Raw genomic sequence first — 26166 nt, forward strand, 5'->3', positions numbered from 1 at the left:
GGCTGCGCCGGCGCTGAACTGCAAAAACAAAAAGCGTCCCTGCCCTTTTGGGGGCAGGGACGCTTTGCTTTTGTGTTTTTACGCCAGAACAGCGGCGGCAAAGTCCAGGCCGAACTGACGGGCCTCGGCCAGCTGAGCCTCGCTGGGCTTGAAGCGGACCTTCAGACCCTCCACCGGCAGCTTCAGGCCGATGGCCTGCATCTGGGCGGTGAGCTTGGGCACCGCCTCGCCGCTCCAGCCGTAGCTGCCGAAGGCGCCGGCGGGCTTGCCCTTGTGGATGATGGGGTTCAGGCCCACCAGCATCTCGTAGATGGGAGGCAGGGCGTCGCCCACCAGGGTGGGGCTGCCCAGCAAAAAGCCGTCGGCGGACTGCACCGCGGCGCGGGCGGTCTCCAGATCGCACTCCACCAGGTCGTAGAGCTCCACGTGCTTCACGCCGCCCTCGGCCAGCGCGTCGGCAATGACGCCGGCCAGCTGGCGGGTGTAGCCGTAGGCGGAGACATAGGCGATGGCCACCCTCCGCTCGTCGGCGGGAACCGCCACCGGGGTGGCCCAGGCGCGGTACATCTCAAGATACTTGGGGATGTCGGTGCGCAGCACCGGGCCGTGGCCGTTGCCGATGAAGCGGATGTCCAGGCCCTTGATCTTGTCCAGAGCCTTCAGCACGAAGGGCTTGAAGGGGCCCATGATGCAGTCGAAGTAGTACTTGTAGGCCTCGGTGAAGTCGCCGTCGATGAGGTCGTTGAACACCCGGTCGTCGGCGTAGTGGCAGCCGAAGGAGTCCACGGTGAACAGCGCGCCCAGCTCGGGGATGTAGGTGTACATGCTGTCCGGCCAGTGGAGGAAGGGCACGCTCAAAAAGCTGAGGGTGCGCCCGCCCAGGTCGATGGTCTCCCCGTCCTTCACGGCGCGGGAGGCGAAGGGCTTGTTCACGATCTCCTTCAAAAAGGTGATGGCGGTGGCGCTGCCCACCACGGTGGCGTTCGGGGTCAGATCCAGCAGCTTTTCCAGGCTGCCGGAGTGGTCGGGCTCGGTGTGGCCCACAACGATGTAGCGCACCTCGTCCAGGCTGCACACCTCTTTGAGGTTGGCCAGATATTCGTCGAAGAATTTCTCCTTCACCGTTTCGAACAGGGCCACGCCCTCGGTGCCCCGCACGGCGTAGGCATTGTAGCTGGTGCCCCAGTCGCTGTGCATCACGATGTCAAACACCCGCAGGTCGTGGTCCTCAACGCCCACCCACCACAGGTCGTCCATTGCTTTGATTGCGCTCATTCCTCATCGCTCCTTTTGTTCCGCGTCCTCCCCGGTTTTTCCGGGGACTAATTATAGCAGCGGTTGCCCCGCCGGTGTGTTGCCATGGCAACAGTTTGGGCGGGGCGCACGCTTTTATTCCTCGTCGCCCACGATGGGCGCGCCGGGGCCGCCCCGGCTCTTCATGTACTCCTCAAAGCTGGCGAATTTCTGCGCCGGCGGCTTGCGGGAGATGAGCAGCAGGCCGGGGTCCTCGTCCGCGGTGCGGGCGGGGGCTTTGGCCGGCTTTTCGCTGCGCCGGGGGGCGGAGTGCTCCGCCGGTTCCCGGGCGGGCCGGGCAGGGGCCGCCTGCTTGGGGCCGCGGGCGGAGGCGCGCTCGCTCCGGCCCTGGCCGCTCTGGTTGTTCTGCTTGGGGCCGCCCTGTTTGGGAGCGGCGTTCTGCTTGGGTGCGCCCTGCTTGGGGCCGCCCTCGGCGGCAGCGGAGGCCGCCGCCCGCCGGCGCCGCCGGCGCCGCTTGGCGCTGGCCGACAGGCCCTGGGTGGGTTTTTCCTGCTGGTTCTGTTCCATGTTCTCTTCCTCCCTTTTCCGGGCTGGCTGTTCCGCTTTCGGCTCCCTGCGGGGCGCGGGGGCGGGCGTTGGGGCGCTCCGGGCCGCTTCCTGCTGCGCCGGGCGGGGCAGGGCGGGCGTTTCGCGCACCGGTATTTTTTTGCGGATGAGTTTTTCGATGGCGGCCAGGTATTCCTCTTCCTCCGGGCTGCAGAAGGCCACCGCCGTGCCCTCGGCGCCCGCCCGGCCGGTGCGGCCGATGCGGTGCACATAGGTCTCGGGCACCTCCGGCAGGTCCAGCTGGAACACATGGGAAAGCTCGCTGATGTCGATGCCGCGGGCGGCGATGTCGGTGGCCACCAGCGCCTTCAGCCGGCCGGACTTGAAGCCCTCCAGCGCCGCCACCCGGGCGCTCTGGCTCTTGTTGCCGTGGATGGCCGCCGCCTCGATGCCCTGCTTGGTGAGAAAGGCGGCGATGGCGTTGGCGCCGTGCTTGGTGCGGCTAAACACCAGGGCGTTCTTCACCGCCGGGTCCGCCAGCAGCACCGCCAGCAGCCGCTTTTTGTCCGCCTTGGCCACCCGGTAGAGGCTCTGGTCGATGCGGTCCACCGTGCTGGAAGGCGGGTCCACCTTCACGCTCACCGGCTTTTGCAGGATGCCTGCCGCCAGCTGTTCGATCTCCTTGGGCATGGTGGCGCTGAACAGAAGGTTCTGGCGCTTTTCCGGCAGCTGGCGGATGACCTTCTTCACGTCGTGGATGAAGCCCATGTCCAGCATGCGGTCCGCCTCGTCCAGCACAAAGACCTCCAGCTTCGACAGGTCCACAAACCCCTGCCCGATGAGGTCGTTCAGCCGCCCGGGGCAGGCGGTGAGCACCTGGGCCCCCTTTTGCAGCGCCGCCACCTGAGGCGCCTGGCCCACGCCGCCGAAGATGACCGTGTGGCTCACCTTCAGATACTTGCCGTAGGCCGCAAAGCACTCGTCGATCTGCAGCGCCAGCTCCCGGGTGGGGGTGAGGATGAGGGCCCGCACGCCCTTTCCCGCCGTCGGCGTTTCGCTCAGCCGCTGCAGAATGGGCAGGGCAAAGGCCGCCGTCTTGCCGGTGCCGGTCTGGGCGCAGCCCAGCAGGTCCCGCCCGGCCAGCACCGGCGGAATGGCCTTGCGCTGGATGGGCGAGGGGCTGGTGTAGCCCGCCTCCTCCACCGCCCGCAGCAGCGGACGGATGAGTTGCAATTCACTGAAATCCATATTCCTCCAAAACCTTACAAAGGAGCGCCGGGCTCACACAATGGCCCGGCATTCCAGATAATAGCGCTTGTCCCTCGCGTGGCCCATGCTGAAGGTCTTGCGGGGCAAAACGCCCCCCAGCACCACGCCCCGGAACAGATCTCCCTTTTCAAAGGGCGGCAGCAGGATGCCGGTGTTGCCGGCTTCGCACAGCTCCGCCACCGCTTCCTCGCCGTGGATGTAGTCCACCGACGAGGCGGGGTTGCGCTTTAAGTAATCCGCCAGAAAGGCCTCCACCGTGCCCACCGCAAGGGGCTCGGGGCTGCCCGCAAGGCGCACCGGCCGTCGCCAGGCCCCGTGCACCAGGGTGATGACCTGGTCGCCGGGGGCTTCCTCGCCGTCCACGGCGATGTTCCTGGCCGCGCACCACTCTTTCAGCCGGGCCAGCAGCTGCAGCCCCGGCACACCGAACACCACCCGGTGGATGGGCTCAAAGCCGATGGCCTCGCTGTGCACGTTGCACACCTCCGCCAGGCACCACCGGGCGGGGTGGGTCTTGCGCTCCTCTTCCGGCAGTCCGGCTTTCAGCGCCTCCCAGTATGCCTTGGCGGTGGCAAGGCTGTGGTTGCCGTCCCCCACCGCCAGGGTCATGGGCGGAGCGCCCGCCGCTCCGGGGTACTTTTCGTCAAAGGCCGCCTGGCTGCCCAGGGCCGCCAGCGCCTGTTCCACGCCGGCCAGCAGGGCGGGGTCTTCCACCGCCCAGCCCCGGACAAAACCGCCGCCCATGGGCAGTTCCCCGTCGTAGACGAGGGGCAGCCGGTCTTTCTGAGCGGCCACCGGTTCCACCAGGGTGCGGCCGGCGTCGTCCGCCAGCATTAAAATGTGGGGGCTTTCCAGGCTCGCCCCGTTTCGCACCGCAAGGCGGGGCGGGATACGGCTGGGCACGGTGCCCTCGGTGGGGCGCACCGCTGGGCTCATCCCCGGCCGCCAGTCGTATTGTTCCAGATCGATGAGGCCCACCAGACCCTGCCGGACTTTTCCGTCGGTCTGGGTGCGCTCCACGTAGACGAAGCCGTTCACGCTGCGGGTGAGCACCTCGGCCCGGTACCGCTCCATCGCCTCGTGGATGGCCCGGATGCGGGTGGGGGTGTCCACCTTGTCCAGATACACCTCCGGCAGCACGATGTTCAGCGCGCTGGGCCCGCCCGCCGCCAGCGCGGCGGCCTGTTCCCAGTAGTCCGGCTGGCTGGTGAACTGGTCGCAGGCAAGGCAGGCCCACTGGCTCACCGGGATGCTCTCCTCCGGCAGCAGGATGCGGCCGGGCACAAAACAGGGCTCCATCTTTCGTCCTCCTTCCCTCACAGCAGGGTGAGGCTGTCGCCCTGCACCAGGGCGATGTTGGCAACGCCGCCCGCCTTCAGTTCGGTGACCGCGGCGTCCAGCTGCAGCTGCTGCTCCTCGGTGAGGGCGTCGTCCGCCCGGATGGCCAGGTTTTTGACCCCCAGCTCGGCGCAGGAAGCGCCCAGCAGCTGACTGTCAGACCCGGCCAGCACTTCGCTCAAGGGATACTCCACCCAGCAGTCGCCGCCGGCCTGCCAGCCGCTCAGCACCTGGGTCAGACGCTGGCCCATGGAAATGCCCGCGGTGTCGCCGTAGTTGGCCTTGTCCCGCCCGGCGGTGGTGGGGAACTGCACGCCGGTGAGCCACACCTGCTCAAAGCCCATGGCCCGCACTTCGTCGATGAGGGCGGTGATGTAGTTCACCGCGCCGTCGGAATAGGGGTTCAGCCAGGGCTTGCCGCCCGCGTCGGCGGCAGCGTCCAGCCAGAAGTAGTCGGTGTCCTGATAGCGCACCGCGAGACTGCGGTCCACATAGGGGGCCAGCGGGTCCCGGAAGGCGCAGATGGAAGCGATGGGGGTGATGCCGGCGTCCTTCAGCGCCTGCACGGCGGCGGCGTCAAAGGTGGTGGCCGAAACGCTGGACTGGGCGGTGGCCACGCTGCTCTGGTAGTAGACGTAGCCCTGGCTGTCCTTGCAGGGCACCACCGCGTAGCCCACGCCCTGGGAGGCGAGGTTCTGGGCGGTGGCGGCCGCCTGTTCGGCGCTGGAAAGGCCGGAGATGCTCACAAAGGCCCAGCTTCCCTGCCCGGGCTCGACGGCCGGGGCGGCGGTGGGCTGAGGTTCGGGGGTGGGCTCGGGCGCGGCCTGAGACTCAGAGGCGGGCTGGGAAGTGCCGGACGAAGTGCCGGAGCTCTCGCCGCCCTGCTTCATGCTGTACCAGGTGCTGGTCCCGAAGTCGATCACCGCCGGGCCGATGAGCCAGCCGGCGGCGAACAGCACGGCCAGCGCCAGCACCCCGGTGAGGATGCGGCGCAGCTGCTGGCCGCCGCTGTAAAAACTGCGGCGGTAGCGCTTGACCTTGCCCATGTTCTTTCGTGCCATACGCATTGCCTCCTTGAGGGAGATGGTCCCGCCCCGCGGGGTGTCAGATGGCCAGCCGGTGGCCGGTGAAGGCGTAGATCGCCAGAGTCAGGATGCTGATGTAGATGAGGGTGATGGGCAGCCCCTTGAAGGCCGCGGGCACCGCCCGGCTGCGCAGTTTGCGCTGGCTCTCGGTGACCACCACCACCGCCAGGGTGTAGCCCACGCCGCTGCCCAGGGCAAAGCCCATGGTCTGCACCCAAGAGAAACCTTGGGTGGCGGTGAGCAGCATCATGCCCAGCACGGCGGTGTTGAAGGTGGCCATGGGAAGCACGGCCACGATGTCCTTGGCGCGGCTTTTGAAGATGAGCAGCACCAGCCCCAGCACCACGGCAAAGGCCACCGCGCTGCAGAGGATGAACGCCAGCGGGCGCACGGCGCTGCGGAACTCGAAGGGCTGGATGAGGGCGTTGGCCACTTTCGCCAGCGGCGCGCTGATCAGCTGCACCGCGCACATCAACCCGCCGAACACCAGCGTGTCCACGGTGGAGTCGTCCACCAGTTTCACCAGGCGGGAGACGCCCAGCGCGCGGCTGAACACCGCGTTTTCAGCGAACATGGCCGCCACCGCGTAGAGGAAGAAGACGGCGCAGGCTCTCAAAACTTCACTCATTGGCCTCTCTTCGCCTCCATGTTCACATATTTCTTATAGCGGTTCACCGCGCTGCGCCACACGGCGCACACCACGCCCAGCAGCAGAAAGCCGCCGGCGGGCAGGCTGGCCATGGGGAACAGGTCGGCGGGCAGCCGGGGCACCGCGTGCCCGAAGAGGGTGGCGGTGGTGAGCAGTTCCCGCAGACAGCCCATGAGCATCAGCACCAGCACATAGCCGCAGGTGGTGCGCAGGCCCTTTTTGAGGGCGGTGACAAGGCGCTCTTTCTGGGGCCGCTCGTAGCGCTTGATGATGAGGGGCTCCACCACCAGCAGGGGCAGGTAGATGCCCAGCTGAAGGATCTCCACGTCAAAGATGGCCTGCAGCGCATAGTATACGCCGATGTACACCGTGGCGCTGGTCAGGCAGTAGACCAGGCCCCGGAACCGGTAGTAGCCGGTGCGGGCCAGCAGCGCCGCGATCACCCGCACCGGGGTGAGCAGCAGGATCACCGCCACCGAGAGCATCAGGGCGTTCTGGGCGGTGGTGGCGGCCACCACCAGCGGCGCCAGGCCCATGCCCTGCATGATGACGGGGTTGTTCAGGAAAACGCGGTCCCGCCGGGCGATGCGGGTCATGTTCTCCGAGAGATACATCGCTTTCTTAGTATTCACGGCGCACCACCCCCTTGCGATGGATCGCCCGCTGCACGGCCCGGTCCATCCAGCCGGACACCGCGCCCACCGCCAGCAGCGCAAAGCACACGCCGGTCTCGTAGGTGCCGTAGTAGCGGAACAGCATGGTCGCCACGCCCAGCACCAGGCCGTAGACAGCGCGGCTGGCGTTCGACTTGGGCAGCGTGACGGGATCGTTGATGAGGAACACCGCGGCGAACAGCACGCCGCCGGTGCACAGCTCGTACTTCACCACCTGCAGGCGTTCCAGCAGGTGCTCCCAGGGCGCGGCGAAGGCCAGATCGCCCAGCCGGGGGAAGAAGAAGGCCATGAAAGCGCAGGCGAAGATGAAGCACAAAGGCGCCACAAGGCCCATCCGCCGCCGATGGATGAGGTAGAGCGCGCAGGCCAGGATGACCAGCAGCACGGTGGTGCCCATGGGGCCGGCGTAGTTGCCCAGCACCAGGTCCACCGTGTCGATGGTGGGCAGGCCGCCCTCGCGCAGCATGTGGCTGGGGCTTTCCACAAGGCTCACCCCGCTCACGCTGCCCAGGGGCAGGAAGGCGAAGAGGGAGGTGTCCGTATAGGCGAACATCCGCCCGGACCAGCTCACCGCCACCACCGCGTAGCCCACGGCCGCCGGGTGGAAGAGGTAGGCGCCGTAGCCGCCGAAGGCCTCTTTGCCCACCAGCACCGCCGCCAGCGTGCCGATGATGACCATGTAGTAGCTGGCGGTGGCGGGCATCATCAGCGTCACCAGCAGGGCGAACGCCTCGCTGCTCCACTCGCCTTTTTCGTATTTCTGGCCGCGCAGCAGCGCTACCAGCCGGTCGCACAGATTGGCGGTGATGACCGCCACGGCGCACAAAAGCGCCGGCCGCGGGCCATAGAAGAACACCGCCATGGCCACCAGCGGCAGGCACATGAAAACAATGTCGGTATGGGTGCCCTGGTCCTCGTGGAGGGGGGCAGCCACTTTGGGTTTTGTGCTCATCGGGTTTCCTTTCTCCGGCCCCCAAAAGGCCGGTTTAGGCTTGTTTCAAAGCGCGGGCCGCCTCGTCGGCGCTGGGCGCGCCGAACAGAAAACTTCCGGCTACCAGCAGGTCGGCGCCCGCCGAAACGCACTGCGGGCCGGTGACGGCGTCCACGCCGCCGTCCACCTCGAGATAGGGCGCAAGGCCCCGCTCGGCGCAGGCCTCCCGCAGGAAAGCCAGCTTATCCAGCGCCATGGGCATGAATTTCTGGCCGCCGAAGCCCGGCTCCACGCTCATCACCAGCACCAGGTCCAGCCGGCTCAGATAGGACAGTACCGCCCCGGCCGGGGTGCCCGGCTTGATGGAAAGCCCCGCCTTGCAGCCCAGGGCGTGGATGGCGTCGATCACCTCGCCGGGGTCGTCCTCGCTCTCCAGGTGGAAGGTGATGAGATCCGCTCCCGCCTTGGCGAAATCCCCCGCGTACTGCAGCGGGTGGCTGATCATCAGATGTACGTCGTAAAAGGCGTCGGGCAGCGCGGCGTGCAGGCTTTTCAGCACCGGCGCGCCGAAACTGATGTTGGGCACGAAGTGGCCGTCCATCACGTCGAAGTGCAGCATGTCCGCGCCCGCCGCCAGAACACGGCGGCAGTCCTCGGCAAGGCGGGCGAAATCCGCCGCCAGAATGGAGGCGCTCAGTTGGGTCATGGGCAAACTCTCCCTTATACAAAGCAATATATAACTTATTTTATCCCAAACCGGCTGAAAAAGCAAATCGCCGCCGCCCTTTTTCACGGTTTTTGCACAAAAAAACCGCGCCCTGAAAACCAGAGCGCGGAAGAGGGTCACTTGTGGTTTTTCCGCTTTTCGGCGGGCGGGCAATCGCAGGGCAGGGTGAAGCTGAAGCGGCAGAACCGCCCCTCCTCGCTCTCCGCCCAGATCTTGCCGCCGGACAGGCCGATGAGCACCTTGCAGATGTGCAGGCCCAGGCCGCTGCCCTTGGTGTTCAGGCCGCGGCTCTTGTCCTCCTTATAAAAGCGCTCAAAAACGAAGGGCAGCGCCTCGGCGCTGATGCCCTGGCCGGAGTTCTCCACCGACACGGTGACAAATCCCCCCGCCTTTTGCACGGCAAAGCGGATGTAGCCGCCTTTGGGGGTGAACTTGAGGGCGTTGTCGAAGAGGTTGTACACCACCTGATACACCAGATCCGGGTCGGCGTAGACCATGGTCTTTTGCGGCGCCAGGCCCTGGATCTCCACGCCCTGGTCCTCCACCCGCTGCTCGGCGCTGAACACCACGCCGGTGAGGCTCTCCCACACGTCGTAGCTCTGGGCGTTCACCCGGTACTCGCCGGCCTCGAGCTTTGAGATGTCCAGCATGTTCTGGATGAGACGGGTCAGCCGGCCCACCTCCTGGCTCACAAGGCCCAGGTAGTGCTGGCGCATGTCGTCGGGGATGGTGCCGTCCAGCATGCCGTCGATGAAGCCCTTGATGCTGGTCATGGGGGTACGCAGCTCGTGGGCGATGTTGCCCATGAAGCTGGCGCGGCTGGAGTCGATGGTCTCCAGGTTGCGGGCCATGTTGTTGAAGGTCACCGCCAGCTGGGCCACCTCGTCGTCGCCGTCCACCGGCACCCGCACGCTGAAGTCGCCGCCGCCGAACTTGCGGGCGGCCTCGCTGATGCGCCGCAGGGGGGTGGTGAGCCGGGTGGTGAAGAAGATGGCCAGCACGCTGGAGGCCAGCAGCATCAGCCCGGCGGCCAGCACAAAGCTGGAGAACATATCGCCCACGAAGATGTTCAGGCTGCCCGCGCTGGTGGAAGCGAACACATAGCCCAGCGGCAGGCCGCCGTCGTCCACGATGCCGCCCACGGTGTAGCAGGCGCTGGGATAGATGCCGCCCAGCGTGCCCGTCTCAAAAAAGCTGCCGTCGGCCGTAAGGTCCGCCAGAATGTTCGCCGGCACCTGCCGCCCCACGTTGGAGCTGGACGTGCCCTCGCTGCACAGCTGCACCACGCCGTTTTCGTCGGTGAACAGGATGATGGTGCTGCTGGTCTCGCTCACCAGGGCCAGGCTCTCCTGGATCTTCTGGGCCAGCGCCGGGTCGATGTCCATCGAGTTTTCCGTCTGCTGGCGCAGGTGGATCTGGGTGGTGACGATGGACACCACCTCGCTGAGCGACTCCTTTTTATCCTGCTTGAAATAGCCCATCACCAGATACATCTGGATGGCGCACAGCACGGCGGTGCTGACGATGAGCAGCGCCGCCGTGGTGGAAAAATACATGGAGCTGATGCTCTTGCGCATGGCCGGTCTCAGTCCTTTACTTCAAACTTGTAGCCCACGCCCCACACGGTCTTGAGGCTCCACTTGTCGCTGGTGCCCTCCAGCTTCTCCCGCAGGCGCTTGATGTGCACGTCGATGGTGCGGGAGTCGCCGTAATACTCGAAGCCCCACACCTCGTCCAGCAGCTGGTCGCGGGTGAACACCCGGTTGGGGTGGCCGGCCAGATAGGCCAGCAGCTCCAGCTCCTTGGGGGGCGCCTCCACGATGTTGCCCTTCACCTTCAGCTGGTACTGGCTCATGTCCAGCGAGAGGTTCTCGAACTGGATGACGTTCTTGTCGCCGCCCTCCGCGGCATGGCAGCGGCGCAGCACCGCCTTGATGCGGGCCACCACCTCCTTGGTGTCGAAGGGCTTGACCACATAGTCGTCCGCCCCCAGCTCCAGGCCCAGCACCTTGTCGAAGGTCTCGCCCTTGGCGGTGAGCATGATGACCGGCGTGTCGCCCGCCGCGCGGATGCGCCGGCAGACCTCCCAGCCGTCCATCTTGGGCATCATCACGTCCAGCAGCACCAGGCTGGGCTTCTGGCTCTCAAAGGCGGCCACGGCGGCCTCGCCGTCGGTGGCGATGACCGGCTGGTAGCCCTCCTTGGCCAGATACAGCCGCAAAAGCTCGCAGATGTTCTGGTCGTCGTCCACGATAAGGATCTTTTCGCTTGGCATTCTGTGCTTCCCTCCCTCGCCGCGCCTTTGGGGCGGGCGTTCATCCGTTGCTGCGCCCCGGAAAAGGGGCGATTTTTTCTATTATACCGTATATTTGTGGACAAAAAAAGAACGCGGGCCGGCTTTTTCAAAAAGCGCCGGTAAAATCAAAATTTACCAAAAATATAGGCTGGTTTTACAGAAAAAGCGGAAAAGCGCCCGTGCGTTTTGTTGACAACGGCATTTTGTTTTAGTAGAATAAAGGTGAAAAATTTTGGAAAGGGTCGGCATTGCCGGCCCCTTCGCCACATGTCCCGAAAACAGGAGAAAAACTCCGGTTATACAAATTTCCCCGGGCCCACGCACGGCCCGAACACACTATCGCCCAGGGGGTGCAGCGATCCATGAAACGCACGAATATGACCCGAAGCCTCGCGCGGGGCGTCGCCGGCCTGCTGCTGGCTTTCGCTCTGACCGGCCAGGAAGTGCTGGCGGCTGACCCGCAGCTTGTGCTGGACAAAAGCCAGCCTTCCGTCAACCAGAGCTTTTCGGCGGCGGGCATGCTCCCCGGCGACGCCGTGACTGAGCAATACACCCTGCAGGTGCACCGCAGCGGTGCCCTCACCCTTCTTTTTGACGTGGTCGTCACCGACGAGACCGGCGATCTGGGCGAGGTGCTGAACATACAGGTCACCGACGCCACCGGCGGCGCTGTGCTGGCGGAGGGCACCTTCGACGAGGTGACGGGTCAAGTGTACCGGGTGCAGCTTCCCGACGGTTCCGGCCGCATCGACCGGGACTTCACGGTCCGGGTGTGGATGGACACCTCGGTGGGCAATGAATACCAGAACACATCCCTCGAGGCGGATTTCCGCTGGTATGTGGAGGGCGAGCCTTCCCGGCCGGAGGAGCCGTCCGCCACGCCGGCGCCCGGCCAGCTGATCCCGGCGCAGACGGGCGACCCGAGCAGCCTGGCGCTGTGGATCGCTCTGGCTGCGGCGTGCGCGGCGGCGCTGGCCTTCATCCGCATCAAAACGCAAAGGGGGCGCGGGCAGCATGAATAAGCCGAACAACACCGGCAAAAAAGCGCTGGGCAGCGCGCTGGCGGTCCTGGTGCTGGCCGCCATGCTGGCGCTCACCACCTGGGCCGCCCTGCTCGCCATGGTGAAGGCGGAAAAAAACACCTTTACGACCGGCACCGTGGCCATTGAGCTCAACGAAGGCAAGACCATTTTCTCCGGCGCGGACCTGGCGAACATCGAGCCGGGCCACGCGGCGGTGCGGGAATTCACCGTGAAGAACACCGGCACGGTGGACGTCTATTACCGGCTGTATCTGGAAAACATCACCGGCGATCTGGCCGATTCGCTGGTTTTCTCCATCTATGAGGGGGATAAAAACGCCGCCCAGACCGGCACCCCCCTGTATACCGGCGCGGCCTCCGACTTTGTGGCGGACGGGTCGCCTTTTGTGGACGGAAAGACGCTTGCGCCCGGCGAAACGCGCACCCTCACCGCCGTGGTGAAGATGGGCGAAGGCTCCGGCAACGCGTTCCAGGGCGACACGGTGGGCTTCGATCTCACCGCCCAGTGCGTCCAGGCCAGGAATAACCCCGACAAGGAATTCAACTGAGTTCTTTATGCAGCGACCACTCCGGCCTTGTGCCGGTTGACTTTAAGGAGGAACATATGAAGACTGTAACGAAACATTCCCTTTGGGCCAGTGGACTGAGCCTTTTGCTCTGCGCGGCCCTGCTGCTGGGCACCACTTTTGCCTGGTTCACCGACAGCGTCACCAACACCGGCAACGTGATCACCGCCGGAACGCTGTCCATCGGGGCTTCCGCCTACGATGTGGACACTTCGAAAGATACCTATCAGTTTGCCGGGATCAACAACGGCCAGGCTTTCGGTTTTAAAGGCGACGGCCAGGACCTGAAAGCGGAGAACTGCCCGCCCATCCTCAGCGAGCCCAGGTGGGAGCCGGGCGTTTCCAACGCCAAACTGCTCACCGTGTCCAACAACGGCAGCCTGGCGGCCAACATCCGCCTGAGCTTCGACGTTGAGGACAACGGCCTGCAGGATGCCCTCTGGTTCGATTTCGTCCAGGTGGAGCCTGTTCAGGGCAGCTTTGTGAAGCGGCCCATGAGCGAACTGAACACTCTGGCCCAGTCCATGGTCATTCCTCTGAACGGCGGCGAGAGCGTCAGCTTCATCCTGGTCTACGGGATGGACGAACAGGCCGATAACGCCTTCCAGGGCAAGAGTTTCAGCGCGGACGTGACCGTGATGGCCACCCAGGCCAGCAAGGAAGAGGATGGATTCGGCAGCAGCGACTATGACGCGGCGGCCGACGGCACCCCCGACCATCCCGAATGGGCCACCGGCGGTACCGCGCAGGTGACGAAGCCCGCGGACGGCTGGGCAGAGGAGACCGTTGTTTCGGTGCCCGGCGCTTCGGTCACCGTGCCCGATGACGCCATCAGCGGCAGCGCGAATGCGCTGAAGCTCACCGTTATCCGGCAGGACGGCCCCTCCGCCGGCGGGAATGTTCCCGTGCAGGACGGCCAGGGCGCGCAGTATTACGACATTGCGCTCACCGGCCTGAACGATGGCAACACTCTGCCCGTCAGCGTGCAGATGCAGGTCGGTGCGAAGCGCACCAATGTGAAACTCTTCAGCGGCACGGACGAGATCCCCTTCACCTACGATGCGGCCACCGGTCTGCTCACCTTCAGCACTGCCTCCTTCGGCCCCTTTGCCGTTGTGTATGATCTGCCCTGGGACGGTTCTGTGGACGCGGAGGGCCTGGAGGCCAACACCAACGCGGCCGCCAAGACCGTCACCGTCGACACCCCCGCCCAGCTGGCCGCTCTGGCGCAGAAGGTGAACGCCGGCACCACTTATGCCGGCTACACCGTCACCCTCACCCGGGATATGGACCTCAGCGGGGCCAACTGGACCCCCATCGGCGTGAACGGGAAAATGTTCCGCGGCGCTTTTGACGGCGGAGACCATGTGATCTTTGGCCTTCAGGCGGTCAACAACCTCGCCTACGGAAACGGCTTCTTCGGCAACATCGCGGCAGCCACGGTGCGGAACGTTACCATCGACGGCGCCTTTGTTTCCAGATACGGCAGCAGTTCCGGCAGCATCAGCGGAAATGTCTACGGCATCGTCAGCGCCTATGCCTACGGCAATGTCACCTTTGAGAACGTCCATGTGAAGAACTCTTCCATCAGGGGCTACGGCAAGGTGGGCGCCGTGCTGGGCATGGCGGCAGAACCGGGCAGCAGCGTCACCGCGCTGAAAAACTGCACCGTGGAAAATGTCTCGGTCACCGTGGCGTACAACGGCGGCGGCCTGATCGGCCTGGCGCAGAATGTGGTGGAGCTCACCGGCTGTACCACCGAAAAGGTCGAAGCCCATCTGGCCGATTCCGCCAGCAAGTATGTGGATGTGGACACCACGGCAACGCAGTACGTCGACGGCCAGCCCACCGGCAAAACGATGCCGGTGAAGGGCAAGTTCTGGGTGTATCCGTACCAGGGCGTTGACCTGCACTATGCCGCCTGGGGCGACTACTACACCGACTACTATTACGAAATGGAGACGGAAACGACCGGCTGGAAGCTGGAAGGCGTGGAGGGCAATGCCTACATTGCCGACGGCCTGTGCCACAACAAATGACCGGCCGTTTCAGAACCCTGACCTGAAGATGACCCGCTCCCGCCTCTCCGGAACAGGAGGGGCGGGGCGGCGGGCAAAGGGCACAAGGCCCCTTGCGCCCTTTGCCCGCCGTGCGAACATCGTGCGGACACTGCAAAGGAGACCATCCCCATGAAAAACATCCTCACAAGGGTGAGGCAGGTGCTTACCGCTCTCATCCTGGTGTTTGCTGTTCTTGTAATGGTGTTCACCGTGGTCTCGGTGAAAACCGTGGGCCGGCAGGACGCCAACCTCTTCGGCTATAAACCGTACATCGTTCTGTCCGACTCCATGCGCGATACCTTCCAGGTGGGCGACATCGCCGTGAGCCGTGTGGTGGACCCCGCCGAGCTGGAGCCGGGCGACATCGTCACCTTCCGCTCCGCTGACCCCAGCGCTGACGGCGAGGTGGTCACCCACAAGATCCGTGAGATCACCACGGTGAACGGAAGCCCTGCTTTCATCACCTACGGCACCTCCACCGGCGAAAATGACGCGGCCCCCGTTCCCTTTGACAACGTGCTGGGGGAATATGCCTTCCGCCTGCCCAAGCTGGGGTACTTCTTCCAGTTCCTGCGCACCCCCCTGGGGTATGTGGTGGTGATCCTCATCCCCTTCCTGCTGCTCATCGGGCTGCAGGCGTCCCGCTTCCTTTCCCTGCTGCGTCAGTATAAAGCGGAGCAGATGGACGAACTGGCCGCCCAGCGGCAGGAGCTGGCCGGCGAGCGGGAAAAGCTGCGCCGGATGCAGACGGAACTGGAACAGCTCCGGGCGCAGGTGCAGGCCGAAGCGGCGGGAAAAACGGCCGATGACGCGCCCACAGACGGCAATGAGAAAACGGAGGCTGGTGAATGATGCGTACCCAGATAAATCACAGCACGGGCAGTCGCCCGCAGCGGGCGGAGCTTCGCTGCCTGCTGGCGGTGCTGCCGGTGATCCTTGCGGCGCTGCTCTGCCTGACTGCCGCAACGCTGGCTTGGTTCCAGTTCACCCGGACCAATCCGGACAACAGCGTGCAGGCCGGAAGTTTCGGGCTGACGGTGCAGGTCACGGACGCCGCGGGCCAGCAGCTGCAGCCCACCGAAGGCGGGTTTGCGCTGGACAAGGGCGCAAGTTATACCGTTTCCCTTGCGGCTTCTGGCACCACCGGCTTCTGCACCGTCAGCGGACCGGGACAGTTTTTGCGGACAACGCAGGCCATCCCGGCTGAGGGCCTTGTGTTCACTCTGGCCCCGGACGAGAGCGGTACATATGCCTTTGCCCCCTCCTGGGGCAGCCCGGAAAACTACGGATACGACGGGCAGACCCTGATCAAGAACAACGACACGGTGGGAACGCCCGCCGCCCCCGCGCCGGAGCCGGTCCCCGGAACGGCATCTGCGGTCAGACCCGCCGAAGGCTGGACCGATACCACCCTGACCGCCCCCGGCCAGGAAAACGCCCTTCCCGAGACTTCGGTCACCGTGCCTGCCGGGGCCATCGATGAAACGGCGGAGCAGCTGGTGCTCACCGTCGCTTCCGCCGGCATGCCGGAGGGCATCGCGGTGCAGGAAGGCGAAAAGGCCGAAACCTGGCAGATCGGCCTTTCCGGTCTCAAAGAAAACAATGCGGCGGCGGTTGCCGTGCGCATGCAGCTCAGCGCGGGCCTCGACAATGTGCGGGCCTACCGGGGCGCCGACCTCATCGGGGACGCGGCCTATGACCCCGCCACCGGCCTGCTCACATTCACGACCGCCTCGTTCGGCCCCGTCACTGTGGTGTCCGGCGCACCGGCAGACCCCGGTGAGGAGGGCACTCCCGGCGAGGATACTCCTCCGGCTGACGGGAACGCACCGGAGGACGGCACTGTACCGGACGAGACGCCCGAAGCAGAAACCCCTCCCGAGGGGGGCGCCGCTGCGCCGGAGGGAGATGCCCCCGCCGCGGCTGAGACCGTTCCCGAGTCCCGGCCGGACGGAGCCCCGAATGAAACCACCGCCGAGACGCCCCTTGCCTGAGGCGGGCGGAACAGCTTGATGCGAGAGCCCGGCAAAGCGATGCGGCTCTTGCAAAAGACGGAGGAAGAATGTTATGAAAGACGGGCAGATCAAACGTTCCCTGGCGCTCAGCGGCCTGTCGCTGCTGATGTGCCTTGCGCTGCTGCTGGGCACCACCTACGCCTGGTTCACCGACAGCGTGGTGAACAACGGCAACACCATTCAGGCCGGCAGCCTGGATCTGGAGTTCGGCTACCGGGGCCTCAACGAGACCGACGGATATGACGCCGTTCCCGAAAACACCGGGGCGCTTTTCGGCGCCGACATCAGCTGGGAGCCGGGGCGGTCCTACGGATATGATTTCCGCGTGGCCAACAGCGGTTCTCTGGCGATGAAGTGGGAGCTGGTCCTGGCAAACGTCAAGGCCACCGCGCCGGAGGGAAGCACCGCCAACATCGCCGATGTGCTGGAGGTCTATGTCACGGATGCGGACGCGGCCGACCTGGCCGGCCAGACCCCCGTGGGCGTCCTCTCTGCAATGGCGGACAGCGCGGTGAAACTGGGCGAGCTGGATCAGACGGGCGACGCGGCCGAGTTCTCTCTGGTGCTTCGGATGAAGGAGAACGCAAGCAACGAGTATCAGAACTGCTCGGTCACCTTCGACCTGCTGCTGCGCGCCACCCAGAAGCCCCTGGAGACCGACGGCTTCGGCAATGACCGGTACGATGTCGACGCCCCGCTGGACTTCCTGCCGGTGTCCGACGCTGAGGGCCTTGAAGCGGCGGTGGCCGCGGGCAAGACCGCCGTTCTCACCGGTGACATCACCCTCAACGAAAAGCTCCAGGCCGACGGCGATGTGACCATCGTGGGCAACGACCACGCCATCACCGTGCCCCAGGGCGTGGACCGTGTTCTGGACCTGAGCAACACCGACAAGCCTGTCACCGTCACGCTGTCCGGCGTGGATCTCCAGGGCCCCACCAGCGGCACTTACACCCGCGGCATCTCCCTCTACAACAACAAACAGCCCGTGACGCTGGTGATGGACGGCTGTTCCCTCTCCGCCAATTACTACGCCATCAATCTGGCCAGCGCCAACGAAAAGGTGGACGCGGTGATCCGCAACTCCACCATCACCGGATGGTGCGCGTTCCAGACCCACTCCGCCAACGCTAACATCACCTTTGAAAACTGCACGCTGAAAGGCATCAACGACAAGGAATACAATGCCGATAACTGGAACAATTTTGCCACCATCGTGGTGAATGGCCCTGCGGAGGGAAACCCCGATCCCCAGGGCGCCCACGACTGCACCCTCACCTTTAAAAACTGCCGCATCGAAGCCACCCAGACCACCGGCAACCGGCAGCTGCTTTTCTCGGTACGGGCGCTGAACACCACCATCAATGCGGAAAACTGCACCTTCTTTGTGGACGGTGTGCAGATCCCCTCCACGCCGGAGCAGCTGGCTGCACACATCGGCGTGAACAGTCAGGAAGTGGCGGACCGCCTTGTTGTGAATCTGACTTGAGCGGCAGGTAAGTTTACAAACGATGCAAAAGGAGGACACTATGAAAAACGTGACGAAGCATTCCCTCTGGACCAGCGGGCTGAGCCTGCTGCTGTGCATGGCGCTGTTGCTGGGGACCACTTTTGCCTGGTTCACCGACAGCGTTACCAACACCGGCAACAAGATCGAAGCCGGCACTCTGTCGGTGGACTTTAACAAGCTGAACAAAACCACCGACGCCTACGAGGCGGTGGCGGAGAACACTCCCATCTTCAGCTATGCCTTCTGGGAGCCGGGCTACACCGCGATGGAGGCGTTCCAGGTGCACAACGGCGGCAGCCTCGCGCTCAAGTATGACCTGGCGCTGGAACCCGACGGCGCGCTCACCAAACTGGCGGAAGTGATCGACGTTTACTACAAAGTCACCGACACGCCGGTGCAGAAAACGGACCTGCCCGGGAGCATGGCAGACCTGGCCGGCTTCACCAAGGCCGGCACCCTGCAGAGCAACGCGCTGGCGCTGTCCGGTAAAGTGGCGCCCGGCGCCGACCAGTACCTGGTGGTGGTGCTGAATATGCGCACCGAAGCGGACAACACCTACCAGGGCCTGCCGCTGGTGGAGGGCGGCGGCGCCTTTAACGTGGTGCTCAAGGCCACCCAGGACGCCGTGGAACAGGACGGCTTCGGCAACGATGACTATGACGCCAATGCCAATGCCGACGCTGTGTTTGGCGGCGACATCCTCACCGCGCTGAACGACCCGACGGTGCCGGTGGTGGTGGCCGGCAGCGACATCGACATGAACGACCCCGTGTTTGACGACCACAACGGAAACGACACCTTTGTCATCCCCGACGGCAAAACGCTGGATCTGGGCGGCAATTCCTTTATCCGCCCGGCGAGCGGCAGCGGCAGCGGCCTGGTGGTCAAGAGCGGCAGCACCGTGACTTTGAAAAACGGAACGATGGTCAATGAGGGAGACATGACCCTGATGGACGTGGAGTACGGCAGCACCCTCACGGTGGAAAACGTGGACTTCACCGGCTTTGGCGACGAAGCCATCCGCGTGCGCGCCAACGGTGACGACGAAAAGGTCACCGTGATCTTCCGCGACTGCACCTTCACCAACGCGCCGGTTTCCCTGAAAGGGATGAACGACGCCAGCAAAGTGGATGTGCAGTTCTACAACTGCACCTTCAAAGGCACTTACAAAATGTACAACGCCGACGGCACCGTCGCCACCGACCCCTACGGCCACATCCACTATACTTCGTACCTCATCAGCGCGGAGAGCAACTACCTGTGCGGAAATATGACCATTCAGGACTGCACCTTTGACCTTGACTGCAGCGAGGCTTCCTATAAGCGGGAGATCGTCTCCCTGTATGGCTGCAATTATGGCGGGATGATGAACGTTTCCCTGAAGAACGTGACCATGACCGGCCAAAAGGTAACGCCCGTGGACATCGACAGCCGTTACGAGGATGGCCTGACCTTCACCGAGGAGAGCTGCAGTTATACGGTGGACGGAGTTTCCGTCAACCACGACGGTACGGCGAAGTGAGGAACGTTCCTTTCTGAAAAAACCGGGACCCTGCGGGCCGCCCCTTTGCGGGCGGCCCGCCTTTTTTGCCCGGTTCGCCGCTTTCCCTTGCGCCGCCGGCCCCTTTGAGATATAATGATATTCGTATAACCATGCATTCCCGGCTTTCGGCCGGCATTTTTCACGGAAAGAGGAATCTGTCCAATGAAATTAGGTATCGTGGGCCTGCCCAACGTGGGCAAGAGCACCCTGTTCAACGCCATCACCAGCACCAAGAACGCTGCGGCGGCAAACTATCCCTTCTGCACCATCGACCCCAACACCGGCATCGTGGCCGTGCCGGACGCCCGGCTGGACAAGCTGGCCGAGATCTGGGAGACCAACAAAAAGACCCCCGCCATCGTGGAATTCGTGGACATCGCGGGCCTGGTGAAGGGCGCGTCCAAGGGCGAGGGCCTGGGCAACAAGTTCCTGGGCAACATCCGGGAGTGCGACGCCATCGTGCATGTGGTGCGCTGCTTTGACGGCACCGACATCGTGCACGTGGAGGGCGCGGTGGACCCCATCCGGGACATCGAGACCATCGACACCGAGCTTATTCTCAGCGACCTGGAGGTGGTGAGCAACCGCGCCGCCAAGTTCGCCAAGGCCGCCAAGACCGGCGACAAGAAGGCCGGCGCTTCCGCCGCCTGGCTGGAGCAGCTGGAAGCCCACCTGGGCGCGGGCAAGAACGCCCGCACCTTCGCCGTTGACGAGTCCGACGAGGACCAGATGCTCCAGATGAAGGAGATGGGCCTGCTCACCGCGAAGCCCGTCATCTACGCCGCCAACATGAGCGAGGACGACCTGATGGAGGGCATGGAGCAAAACCGCCACTACCAGGCCGTGAAGGAGCTGGCCGCCGCCGAGGGCGCGGAGTGCATCCCCATCTGCGCCAAGACCGAGGAGGACATCGCCGACTACACCCCGGAGGAGAAGAAGGAGTTTCTGGCGGAGATGGGCATCGAGGCCACCGGCCTTGACAACCTCATCAAGGCCAGCTACAAGCTGCTGGGCCTCATCAGCTACCTCACCGACGGCAAGAAAGAGTGCCGCGCCTGGACCATCCGCAAGGGCACCAAGGCGCCCCAGGCCGCGGGCAAGATCCACTCCGACTTCGAGCGGGGCTTCATCCGCGCCAGTGTGGTGAGCTACGACGACTTTGCCGCCTGCGACTACAACATGGCCAACGTGAAGGCCAAGGGCCTGCAGCGCACCGAGGGCAAGGAGTATGTGGTGCAGGACGGCGACATCATCGAGTTCCTGTTCAATGTATAAAAAGGAGACAGACATGAGCATTACCGCCATTATGGGCGCCATGCCCGACGAAGTGGAGCAGCTTTGCGCTTTGCTGGACGGCGTGACCGTCGAGCCCTACGCGGGCGTTGTGTATCACCGGGGCCTGCTGGGCGAAAAGCAGGTGGTGGTCTGCTGCGCCGGCATGGGCAAGGCCAACGCCGCCGCCACCACCCAGGTGCTCATCACCCGCTTTGACGCCGAGCGCATCATCTTTTCCGGCATCGCCGGCAACATGACCGACAAGGTGGGCATCGGCGACGTGGTGGTGGGCAAAACGGTGCTCTACCACGACGCCGAGGACGACATGATCGCCCAGAGCGCCCCCTTCACCGCCCGCTACGAGGGCGACGCCGAACTGGTGAAGGCCGCGCTGGCCTCCTGCGAGGAGCTGGGGGTCAAGGCCATCGCCGGCGTCATCGCCACCGGCGACCAGTTCGTGGGCGATTGTGCCACCAAGGCGGCCATTGCCGAAAAGGTGCACCCCGACTGCGTGGAGATGGAGGGCGCGGCGGTGAGCCAGATCGCCGAGAAGAACGGCGTGCCCTGCGTCATCCTGCGGGCCATGAGCGACAACGCCGACGAGGCGGGCCACGAGGTGCTGGTGGTCAAAAAATTCAGCATCTCCGAGTACGTGGCCACCGCCACCAAAATCGTGGCGGGCATGCTGGCCCGGCTGGACTGAAAATAAAACTGCCGCCGCACCCGAAAACCGGGTACGGCGGCCTTTTTTGTATCCGGGCACTTTGTCTGAAGGGGCGGCTGCCCCCTCGGCGTCACAGATAGTTCTTCATTTCCCGGGCGATGTCCTGCTCCAGTGTCTGCAGCTGGTCCAGCAGCTCCATCGCGCCGGTGGAGGCGTTCGGGTGATCCCGGCGGGCCATCTCGCAGTCGGTGTAGCCCTGGGTGGCCCCCTGGATGAGCATGTCCGCCAGGTTGCGGCTGGATTTGTCGGTCATGGTCTTGGACTTGATGCCCATGGTGGTGGCCATCTTGGCCATTTTGCTCTGGCCGTGGCCGTGGGTGCCCAGGGCCGCCAGCGCGGCGTGGGCCTTCTGGTTCAGCTGGCGGAACTGCCGCTGCTGGCTCAAAAGGCTGGCCTTCAGCTGCCGGTCGTCGGTGATGTGGATGAGCTGCTCGGTGGTGTTTTTGCCCATCTCGGTGTTGCGCACCACTTCGTTCAGCACGGCCTCGTTGTCGCTGTCGCCGTGGTTCTGGTCGTTGCGTCGCTGCATGAAAAACTCCCCCTTTTGCCGGTAGTATGCCCGGAAAAAGGGGGAGTATGTATTTTTATTGTTCTTCGGCGCTGCACCGCCCGTAGAGCGCGCAGGTGCGGCGCATCCGTGCCGCCAGCTCCGGGGTGAAAACGCCCGCCTTCGCCCGCCAATGCCAGTTGCCCTGGCCCACGCCGGGGGTGTTGATGCGCCCTTCGGCCCCAAGGCCCAGCCAGTCCGCCGCGGGAATGACCGCCAGCCGTCCGCAGCTGGCCAGCACCCCCCGCAGCATGCCGGCGGCGAAGCCCTCGGTGCGGTTCAGGCCCAGATAGGCCTTGGCCTTGGCCAGCTCCTTTTTGGAGGCCGAGGTGAGCCACTCCGCCAGGGTGGCGTTGTCGTGGGTGCCGGGGTAGACCACGCAGTTTTCCACATGGTTGTGGGGCAGATACTCGCTGTCGCACCCCGGGTCAAAGGCGAACTGCAGCACTTTCATGCCCGGCAGGCCGGTGTCCGCCAGCAGCTTGCGCACGCTGTCGAACAGAAGCCCCAGATCCTCCGCCACGATGGGCACCCGGCCCAAAGCGGCGTTCAGCGCGTCGAACAGTTCAGTGCCGGGGCCCTGCTCCCACACGCCGTTTCGGGCGGTGGTGTGGCTTGCGGGGATGGCGTAATAGGTGTCGAAAGCGCGGAAGTGGTCGATGCGCACCTCGTCGAACAGCTCCAGCGCGTGGCGCAGCCGCCGCACCCACCAGGCGTAGCCGGTGCGCTTGTGCCAGGCCCAGTCGTAGAGCGGGTTGCCCCACAGCTGGCCGTCGGCGGAGAAGTAGTCCGGCGGGCAGCCCGCCACCCGGGTGAAGTTGCCCTCGGCGTCGGTCTCGAACATCTCGCCCCCCGCCCAGGCGTCGGCGGAGTCCGCCGAGACATAGATGGGCATGTCGCCCAGAATGCGCACGCCTTTTTCATTGGCGTAGGCCTTCAGGGCCGTCCACTGGCGGTGGCACTGGTACTGCAAAAATTTCCAGAAGGCAATTTCCTCCGCCTGTTCCTTGCGCAGGGCCTCCAGCGCCTCCGCCTCCCGGCGGCGCAGGGCCTCGGGCCATTCCTGCCAGCCCTTCATTTCATATTCGCCTTTGGCGGCCATGTAGAGGGCATAGTCCTCCAGCCAGTCCTCATTGCGAAAACAGAAGGCGTAGTAGTCGTCCTCAGGGAAGGCGAAGAACCGCGCGGCGGCTTTGCGCAGCACCCCAAAGCGCAGCTGATACAGCGCGCCGTAGTCGATGTGCGTCCCGCCGCCCCAGGGCAGGTGTTCATACTCCCCTTTTTCCAGCAGGCCCCGATCGGCCAGCTCGTCCAGGTCGATGAAATAGGGGTTGGAGGCAAAGGCGGAACAGCTCTGATAAGGGCTGTCGCCGTAGCCGGTGGGGGCCAGGGGCAAAATCTGCCACACCTGCTGGCCCGCCTCGGCCAGAAAATCCACGAACTTGTAAGCCTCTTTGCCGAAGCAGCCGATGCCGTAGGGTCCCGGCAGGCTGAACACCGGCATCAAAACGCCGCATTCCCGCATCTGTGATTCTTCCTCTCTTTAAGGTAAAGCCGCCAGCACCGCGCCGGTGAAAGCCCGGCGTCCGGCGGTGGTGAACTGCGTCAGAGCGGCAAGCTCGTCGCCCGCCGCGTCGATGGCCTCCAGCGTCTCAGCGCTCAAAGCCGCCGACAGGTCCGGCAGGCCCTCGGGCGTCTCGCTGCCGCCCATCAGCTGCCGCCCCGTCTCGCTGGCGTAGAGCCACAGCAAAAAGGCGCAGGCCTCGGTGCGCTGGCTCTCGTCCGCCCCGGCGGGGATGCACACCCAGCCGCCGCTGCTCACCACCGGCTGGGACAGCTCCTCCAGCGAAAATCCGCCGTGGAGGTCGGTGTCGTCAAAGGTGAATTTCAGCGGGACCACCACCGTGTCCTCGGCGGCAAGGCCCGCCAGCGCCGCTTCCGATGCGCTCGCCCGGTAGAAAAGGGCTTTCCCGCCGGCAAAGGCTTCCCGGGCCCCGGCCCGGTCGGGGGCCGTGCCGTTTTCGCCCGCCCCCGCGAGGCTGGCGGCCTCGTCGGTGAGCAGCGTCCACAGGCTGTTCAGCGCCCCGGTCAGCTCCGCGTCGGTGCGTCCGCCCGCGGCGGCCTCCTCGGCGGTCTTGTAGCAGGTGCCCAGCACCGGCGCCAGCACCGGCCCGGTGAACCGGTCATCTGCCGCCACCGTGAACACCGCCTCCGTCGCCGCCAGTTCGGCGGGCTTCTCGGCGGGCAGGGTGTACTCCTTGCCGTTCAGGGTCACGGCAGTCTCGGCGGGTTTTGCCAGCCAGCCGTCCAGCGCGCCGGTGAAGTCCTGCCACTCGGAAGCAGAGGCTTTCTGCAGGTCGGCGGGGTCAAACTCCGCCCCCAGCAGCGCCGTCAGCCGGGCGCGGTCGGCCAGATACCCGTAGGCGCTGCCCGCCAGCGGCAGGCCGAAACAGCCCTCCTGCCCGCCGGTGAGCGCGCCGGCCATGCCCTGCACCAGCTCGCCCTGCTGGGAAAGGTCCAGGGCGCTGTCCGCCGCGGGCTGGGCGGCGCTCACCGCCAGAGCCGCCGAAGCGGCGTCGGCGGCCTGTTCCACCTGCACGCCCTGTTCCCCGGCATAAAGGGCCAGTGCCTGGCTCAGCGCCCCACCCTCGTCCCACACCGCCAGCACCCGCGCCGGGGCCTCGGTGGCCTCGGGGGCGGCGGAGGGGGCGGGAGAGGGCCCATCGGGCAGCAGCCGCAGGTCGGCGCAGCCCGCCAGCAGCGCCGCTGAAAGAAGGATACTCAGCAGGCGTTTCACGCGCCGCACCTCCCATTCAAAACATATCGCTTTATTATACACTATCCGCCGGGCTTTTTCCAGCGGCAGCTTTGTGTTATAATAGGCCTGATACCGCCGGAAGGGGGCCGTTTCATGGAACACACCGAAAAACTTTACTACGCCCAGCCGCCGGTGCTGGAATTCACCGCCCGGGTGCTGGCCTGCGAAGAGGATAAAAAGGGCTGGCAGGTGGTGCTGGACCGCACCGCCTTCTACCCCGAGGGGGGCGGCCAGCCCGCCGACCACGGACTCTTGGGCGGCGTGCGGGTGCTGGACGTGCATGACGCCGGGGGCGTCATCCGCCACCTCACCGACCGGCCCCTGGAACCGGGCACCGAGGTGGAGGGCAAGGTGGACGCGGCCCGTCGGCTGGACCTGACCCAGCAGCACTCGGGGGAGCATATCCTCTCGGGCCTGTTGCACAGCATGTTCGGGGCGGAGAACGTGGGCTTTCACATCGGCGAGGACTACCTGCTCATGGACCTGAGTGTGGCGGTGGACGCCGAGGGCCTTGCCAAAGCGGAAGAGGCGGCCAACCGCATCGTCTGGCAGGACGTGCCCACCGAGGCCGTCTGGTACGAGAAAGAGCAGCTGGCCCGGCTCACCTACCGCAGCAAGAAGGAGCTGGAGGGCCCGGTGCGCCTGGTCACCATGCCCGGGGCGGACTGCTGCGCCTGCTGCGGCACCCATGTGCAGCGCACGGGGCAGGTGGGCCAGATCAAGATCATCGACCACATCAACTATAAATCCGGCACCCGGCTGCAGGTGGTGTGCGGCGCTCGGGCGCTTGCGCGCCACCGCCTTGTGGACGGCCAGTGCCGCCGGGCGGGAGCGGCCCTCTCCGCCCCGGTGGAGGGCCTCGCCGCCGCGGTGCAGCGCCAGAAGGCGGAGCTGGAAGCGGCAAAATTCCGGCTCACGGGTCTTGAAAACCAGCTGTTCGCCCTCTGGGCCGCCGGTGAAACGGACGCAAATCCTCTGGTCTGCAAGCCGGGCCTTGGCCCGGACGGGCTGCGGCGGCTGGCGGCGGCCCTCTCTGAGAGCCGCACCGGCGTTTGCTGCGCGGTGAGCGAACAAGAGGGCGGGGGCCTGGCCTACGCCATCGCCTGCACCGGCGAAGGGGCGGACCTGCGGCCCCTGTGCAAAGAGCTGAACCAGGCCCTGGACGGCCGGGGCGGCGGCAAGCCCGGCTTTGTGCAGGGCAGCTGTGCGGCGGACATCACGGCGCTGCGCTCTTTCTGGGCAGCACATACATTTTAAACAATAAGAAAAGCCCCGGCTGTACAGCCGGGGCTTTTCC

General features: G+C 65.1%; 23 protein-coding genes. 10 read left to right on the forward strand and 13 right to left on the reverse strand.

What is annotated here, in order from left to right; all coding sequences use genetic code 11:
• Positions 1–78: 78 nt before the first annotated feature.
• The 10 genes from ACMNAY_RS11075 to ACMNAY_RS11120 form a co-directional block, all read right to left on the reverse strand.
• Positions 79–1275 (reverse strand): FprA family A-type flavoprotein, encoded by a 1197-nt coding sequence (locus tag ACMNAY_RS11075; RefSeq protein ID WP_418719430.1) that lies wholly within the window; start codon positions 1273–1275, stop codon positions 79–81.
• Positions 1276–1389: 114 nt separating this feature from the next.
• On the reverse strand, positions 1390–3048 hold the full coding sequence (locus ACMNAY_RS11080; RefSeq protein ID WP_394977111.1) for a DEAD/DEAH box helicase: 1659 nt from the start codon (positions 3046–3048) through the stop codon (positions 1390–1392).
• 33 nt (positions 3049–3081) lie between these two features.
• On the reverse strand, positions 3082–4368 hold the full coding sequence (locus ACMNAY_RS11085; RefSeq protein WP_418719431.1) for a DUF1015 domain-containing protein: 1287 nt from the start codon (positions 4366–4368) through the stop codon (positions 3082–3084).
• A 17-nt stretch (positions 4369–4385) separates the two neighbouring features.
• A complete protein-coding gene (locus tag ACMNAY_RS11090) occupies positions 4386–5468 on the reverse strand; it encodes a putative glycoside hydrolase (RefSeq protein ID WP_418719432.1) in 1083 nt (360 codons plus the stop codon).
• A 43-nt stretch (positions 5469–5511) separates the two neighbouring features.
• Positions 5512–6120, reverse strand: a complete 609-nt coding sequence (locus ACMNAY_RS11095; RefSeq protein WP_394967655.1) for an Rnf-Nqr domain containing protein — start codon at positions 6118–6120, stop codon at positions 5512–5514.
• The gene (locus tag ACMNAY_RS11100) at positions 6117–6773 is read right to left on the reverse strand and encodes an Rnf-Nqr domain containing protein (RefSeq protein WP_394977106.1); all 657 of its coding nucleotides are present in this window, start codon (positions 6771–6773) and stop codon (positions 6117–6119) included. Before ACMNAY_RS11100 ends, ACMNAY_RS11095 begins: the two co-directional genes overlap by 4 nt.
• On the reverse strand, positions 6763–7767 hold the full coding sequence (locus ACMNAY_RS11105; RefSeq protein WP_418719433.1) for an RnfABCDGE type electron transport complex subunit D: 1005 nt from the start codon (positions 7765–7767) through the stop codon (positions 6763–6765). The genes ACMNAY_RS11100 and ACMNAY_RS11105 overlap by 11 nt, the downstream gene beginning before the upstream one ends.
• A 34-nt stretch (positions 7768–7801) precedes the next feature.
• Positions 7802–8452 (reverse strand): ribulose-phosphate 3-epimerase, encoded by a 651-nt coding sequence (gene rpe, locus ACMNAY_RS11110; protein WP_418719434.1) that lies wholly within the window; start codon positions 8450–8452, stop codon positions 7802–7804.
• 137 nt (positions 8453–8589) lie between these two features.
• Positions 8590–10050: a sensor histidine kinase gene (locus tag ACMNAY_RS11115; RefSeq protein ID WP_418719435.1), complete on the reverse strand. Its 1461-nt coding sequence runs from the start codon at positions 10048–10050 to the stop codon at positions 8590–8592.
• An 8-nt stretch (positions 10051–10058) separates the two neighbouring features.
• Entirely contained in the window at positions 10059–10748 is a 690-nt protein-coding gene (locus ACMNAY_RS11120) for a response regulator transcription factor (protein ID WP_418719436.1), read from the reverse strand.
• A 383-nt stretch (positions 10749–11131) separates the two neighbouring features.
• On the opposite strand from ACMNAY_RS11120, the gene ACMNAY_RS11125 reads away from it, so the two are divergent.
• The 9 genes from ACMNAY_RS11125 (at position 11132) to ACMNAY_RS11165 (ending at position 21483) form a co-directional block, all read left to right on the forward strand.
• Entirely contained in the window at positions 11132–11791 is a 660-nt protein-coding gene (locus ACMNAY_RS11125; RefSeq protein WP_418719437.1) for a hypothetical protein, read from the forward strand.
• Positions 11784–12359 carry a TasA family protein gene (locus ACMNAY_RS11130; RefSeq protein ID WP_418719438.1) on the forward strand — a complete coding sequence of 192 codons (576 nt, stop codon included), beginning with the start codon at positions 11784–11786 and terminating at the stop codon, positions 12357–12359. Before ACMNAY_RS11125 ends, ACMNAY_RS11130 begins: the two co-directional genes overlap by 8 nt.
• Positions 12360–12415: 56 nt before the next feature.
• Positions 12416–14416, forward strand: a complete 2001-nt coding sequence (locus ACMNAY_RS11135) for a SipW-dependent-type signal peptide-containing protein (protein WP_418719439.1) — start codon at positions 12416–12418, stop codon at positions 14414–14416.
• Between the two features lie 150 nt (positions 14417–14566).
• Positions 14567–15289 carry a signal peptidase I gene (locus ACMNAY_RS11140; RefSeq protein ID WP_418719440.1) on the forward strand — a complete coding sequence of 241 codons (723 nt, stop codon included), beginning with the start codon at positions 14567–14569 and terminating at the stop codon, positions 15287–15289.
• A complete protein-coding gene (locus ACMNAY_RS11145) occupies positions 15286–16431 on the forward strand; it encodes a hypothetical protein (protein ID WP_418719441.1) in 1146 nt (381 codons plus the stop codon). Before ACMNAY_RS11140 ends, ACMNAY_RS11145 begins: the two co-directional genes overlap by 4 nt.
• A 73-nt stretch (positions 16432–16504) precedes the next feature.
• Positions 16505–17941 carry a TasA family protein gene (locus ACMNAY_RS11150; protein WP_394977091.1) on the forward strand — a complete coding sequence of 479 codons (1437 nt, stop codon included), beginning with the start codon at positions 16505–16507 and terminating at the stop codon, positions 17939–17941.
• 40 nt (positions 17942–17981) lie between these two features.
• Positions 17982–19484, forward strand: a complete 1503-nt coding sequence (locus ACMNAY_RS11155) for a TasA family protein (protein WP_418719442.1) — start codon at positions 17982–17984, stop codon at positions 19482–19484.
• A gap of 183 nt (positions 19485–19667) precedes the next feature.
• Entirely contained in the window at positions 19668–20780 is a 1113-nt protein-coding gene (ychF, locus tag ACMNAY_RS11160; RefSeq protein ID WP_418719443.1) for a redox-regulated ATPase YchF, read from the forward strand.
• Between the two features lie 13 nt (positions 20781–20793).
• Positions 20794–21483: a 5'-methylthioadenosine/adenosylhomocysteine nucleosidase gene (locus tag ACMNAY_RS11165; RefSeq protein WP_418719444.1), complete on the forward strand. Its 690-nt coding sequence runs from the start codon at positions 20794–20796 to the stop codon at positions 21481–21483.
• A gap of 91 nt (positions 21484–21574) precedes the next feature.
• On the opposite strand, the gene ACMNAY_RS11170 is transcribed toward ACMNAY_RS11165, so the two are convergent.
• The 3 genes from ACMNAY_RS11170 to ACMNAY_RS11180 are packed head-to-tail and all read right to left on the reverse strand — an operon-like array spanning position 21575 to position 24848.
• A complete protein-coding gene (locus ACMNAY_RS11170; protein ID WP_418719445.1) occupies positions 21575–22033 on the reverse strand; it encodes a hypothetical protein in 459 nt (152 codons plus the stop codon).
• Between the two features lie 55 nt (positions 22034–22088).
• Positions 22089–23576 (reverse strand): 4-alpha-glucanotransferase, encoded by a 1488-nt coding sequence (gene malQ, locus ACMNAY_RS11175; RefSeq protein WP_394977083.1) that lies wholly within the window; start codon positions 23574–23576, stop codon positions 22089–22091.
• A gap of 18 nt (positions 23577–23594) precedes the next feature.
• On the reverse strand, positions 23595–24848 hold the full coding sequence (locus ACMNAY_RS11180; RefSeq protein ID WP_418719446.1) for a hypothetical protein: 1254 nt from the start codon (positions 24846–24848) through the stop codon (positions 23595–23597).
• Between the two features lie 114 nt (positions 24849–24962).
• On the opposite strand from ACMNAY_RS11180, the gene ACMNAY_RS11185 reads away from it, so the two are divergent.
• The gene (locus tag ACMNAY_RS11185; RefSeq protein WP_418719447.1) at positions 24963–26126 is read left to right on the forward strand and encodes an alanyl-tRNA editing protein; all 1164 of its coding nucleotides are present in this window, start codon (positions 24963–24965) and stop codon (positions 26124–26126) included.
• Positions 26127–26166 lie beyond the last annotated feature (40 nt).

Origin of the sequence: Candidatus Allofournierella merdipullorum (genome assembly GCF_048426865.1) — a bacterium.
GTDB lineage: Bacteria > Bacillota > Clostridia > Oscillospirales > Ruminococcaceae > Allofournierella_A > Allofournierella_A merdipullorum.

Excerpts from the sequence above, each read along its gene's own strand:
- rpe (WP_418719434.1), bottom strand. The coding sequence starts at position 8,452 with ATGACCCAACTGAGCGCCTCCATTCTGGCGGCGGATTTCGCCCGCCTT.
- ACMNAY_RS11135 (WP_418719439.1), top strand. The coding sequence starts at position 12,416 with ATGAAGACTGTAACGAAACATTCCCTTTGGGCCAGTGGACTGAGCCTT.
- ACMNAY_RS11085 (WP_418719431.1), bottom strand. The coding sequence starts at position 4,368 with ATGGAGCCCTGTTTTGTGCCCGGCCGCATCCTGCTGCCGGAGGAGAGC.
- ACMNAY_RS11115 (WP_418719435.1), bottom strand. The coding sequence starts at position 10,050 with ATGCGCAAGAGCATCAGCTCCATGTATTTTTCCACCACGGCGGCGCTG.
- ACMNAY_RS11185 (WP_418719447.1), top strand. The coding sequence starts at position 24,963 with ATGGAACACACCGAAAAACTTTACTACGCCCAGCCGCCGGTGCTGGAA.
- ACMNAY_RS11120 (WP_418719436.1), bottom strand. The coding sequence starts at position 10,748 with ATGCCAAGCGAAAAGATCCTTATCGTGGACGACGACCAGAACATCTGC.
- ACMNAY_RS11145 (WP_418719441.1), top strand. The coding sequence starts at position 15,286 with ATGATGCGTACCCAGATAAATCACAGCACGGGCAGTCGCCCGCAGCGG.
- ychF (WP_418719443.1), top strand. The coding sequence starts at position 19,668 with ATGAAATTAGGTATCGTGGGCCTGCCCAACGTGGGCAAGAGCACCCTG.
- ACMNAY_RS11165 (WP_418719444.1), top strand. The coding sequence starts at position 20,794 with ATGAGCATTACCGCCATTATGGGCGCCATGCCCGACGAAGTGGAGCAG.
- ACMNAY_RS11170 (WP_418719445.1), bottom strand. The coding sequence starts at position 22,033 with ATGCAGCGACGCAACGACCAGAACCACGGCGACAGCGACAACGAGGCC.
- ACMNAY_RS11090 (WP_418719432.1), bottom strand. The coding sequence starts at position 5,468 with ATGGCACGAAAGAACATGGGCAAGGTCAAGCGCTACCGCCGCAGTTTT.
- ACMNAY_RS11140 (WP_418719440.1), top strand. The coding sequence starts at position 14,567 with ATGAAAAACATCCTCACAAGGGTGAGGCAGGTGCTTACCGCTCTCATC.
- ACMNAY_RS11075 (WP_418719430.1), bottom strand. The coding sequence starts at position 1,275 with ATGAGCGCAATCAAAGCAATGGACGACCTGTGGTGGGTGGGCGTTGAG.
- ACMNAY_RS11125 (WP_418719437.1), top strand. The coding sequence starts at position 11,132 with ATGAAACGCACGAATATGACCCGAAGCCTCGCGCGGGGCGTCGCCGGC.
- ACMNAY_RS11130 (WP_418719438.1), top strand. The coding sequence starts at position 11,784 with ATGAATAAGCCGAACAACACCGGCAAAAAAGCGCTGGGCAGCGCGCTG.
- ACMNAY_RS11095 (WP_394967655.1), bottom strand. The coding sequence starts at position 6,120 with ATGAGTGAAGTTTTGAGAGCCTGCGCCGTCTTCTTCCTCTACGCGGTG.
- ACMNAY_RS11105 (WP_418719433.1), bottom strand. The coding sequence starts at position 7,767 with ATGAGCACAAAACCCAAAGTGGCTGCCCCCCTCCACGAGGACCAGGGC.
- ACMNAY_RS11155 (WP_418719442.1), top strand. The coding sequence starts at position 17,982 with ATGAAAAACGTGACGAAGCATTCCCTCTGGACCAGCGGGCTGAGCCTG.
- ACMNAY_RS11080 (WP_394977111.1), bottom strand. The coding sequence starts at position 3,048 with ATGGATTTCAGTGAATTGCAACTCATCCGTCCGCTGCTGCGGGCGGTG.
- ACMNAY_RS11150 (WP_394977091.1), top strand. The coding sequence starts at position 16,505 with ATGAAAGACGGGCAGATCAAACGTTCCCTGGCGCTCAGCGGCCTGTCG.
- malQ (WP_394977083.1), bottom strand. The coding sequence starts at position 23,576 with ATGCGGGAATGCGGCGTTTTGATGCCGGTGTTCAGCCTGCCGGGACCC.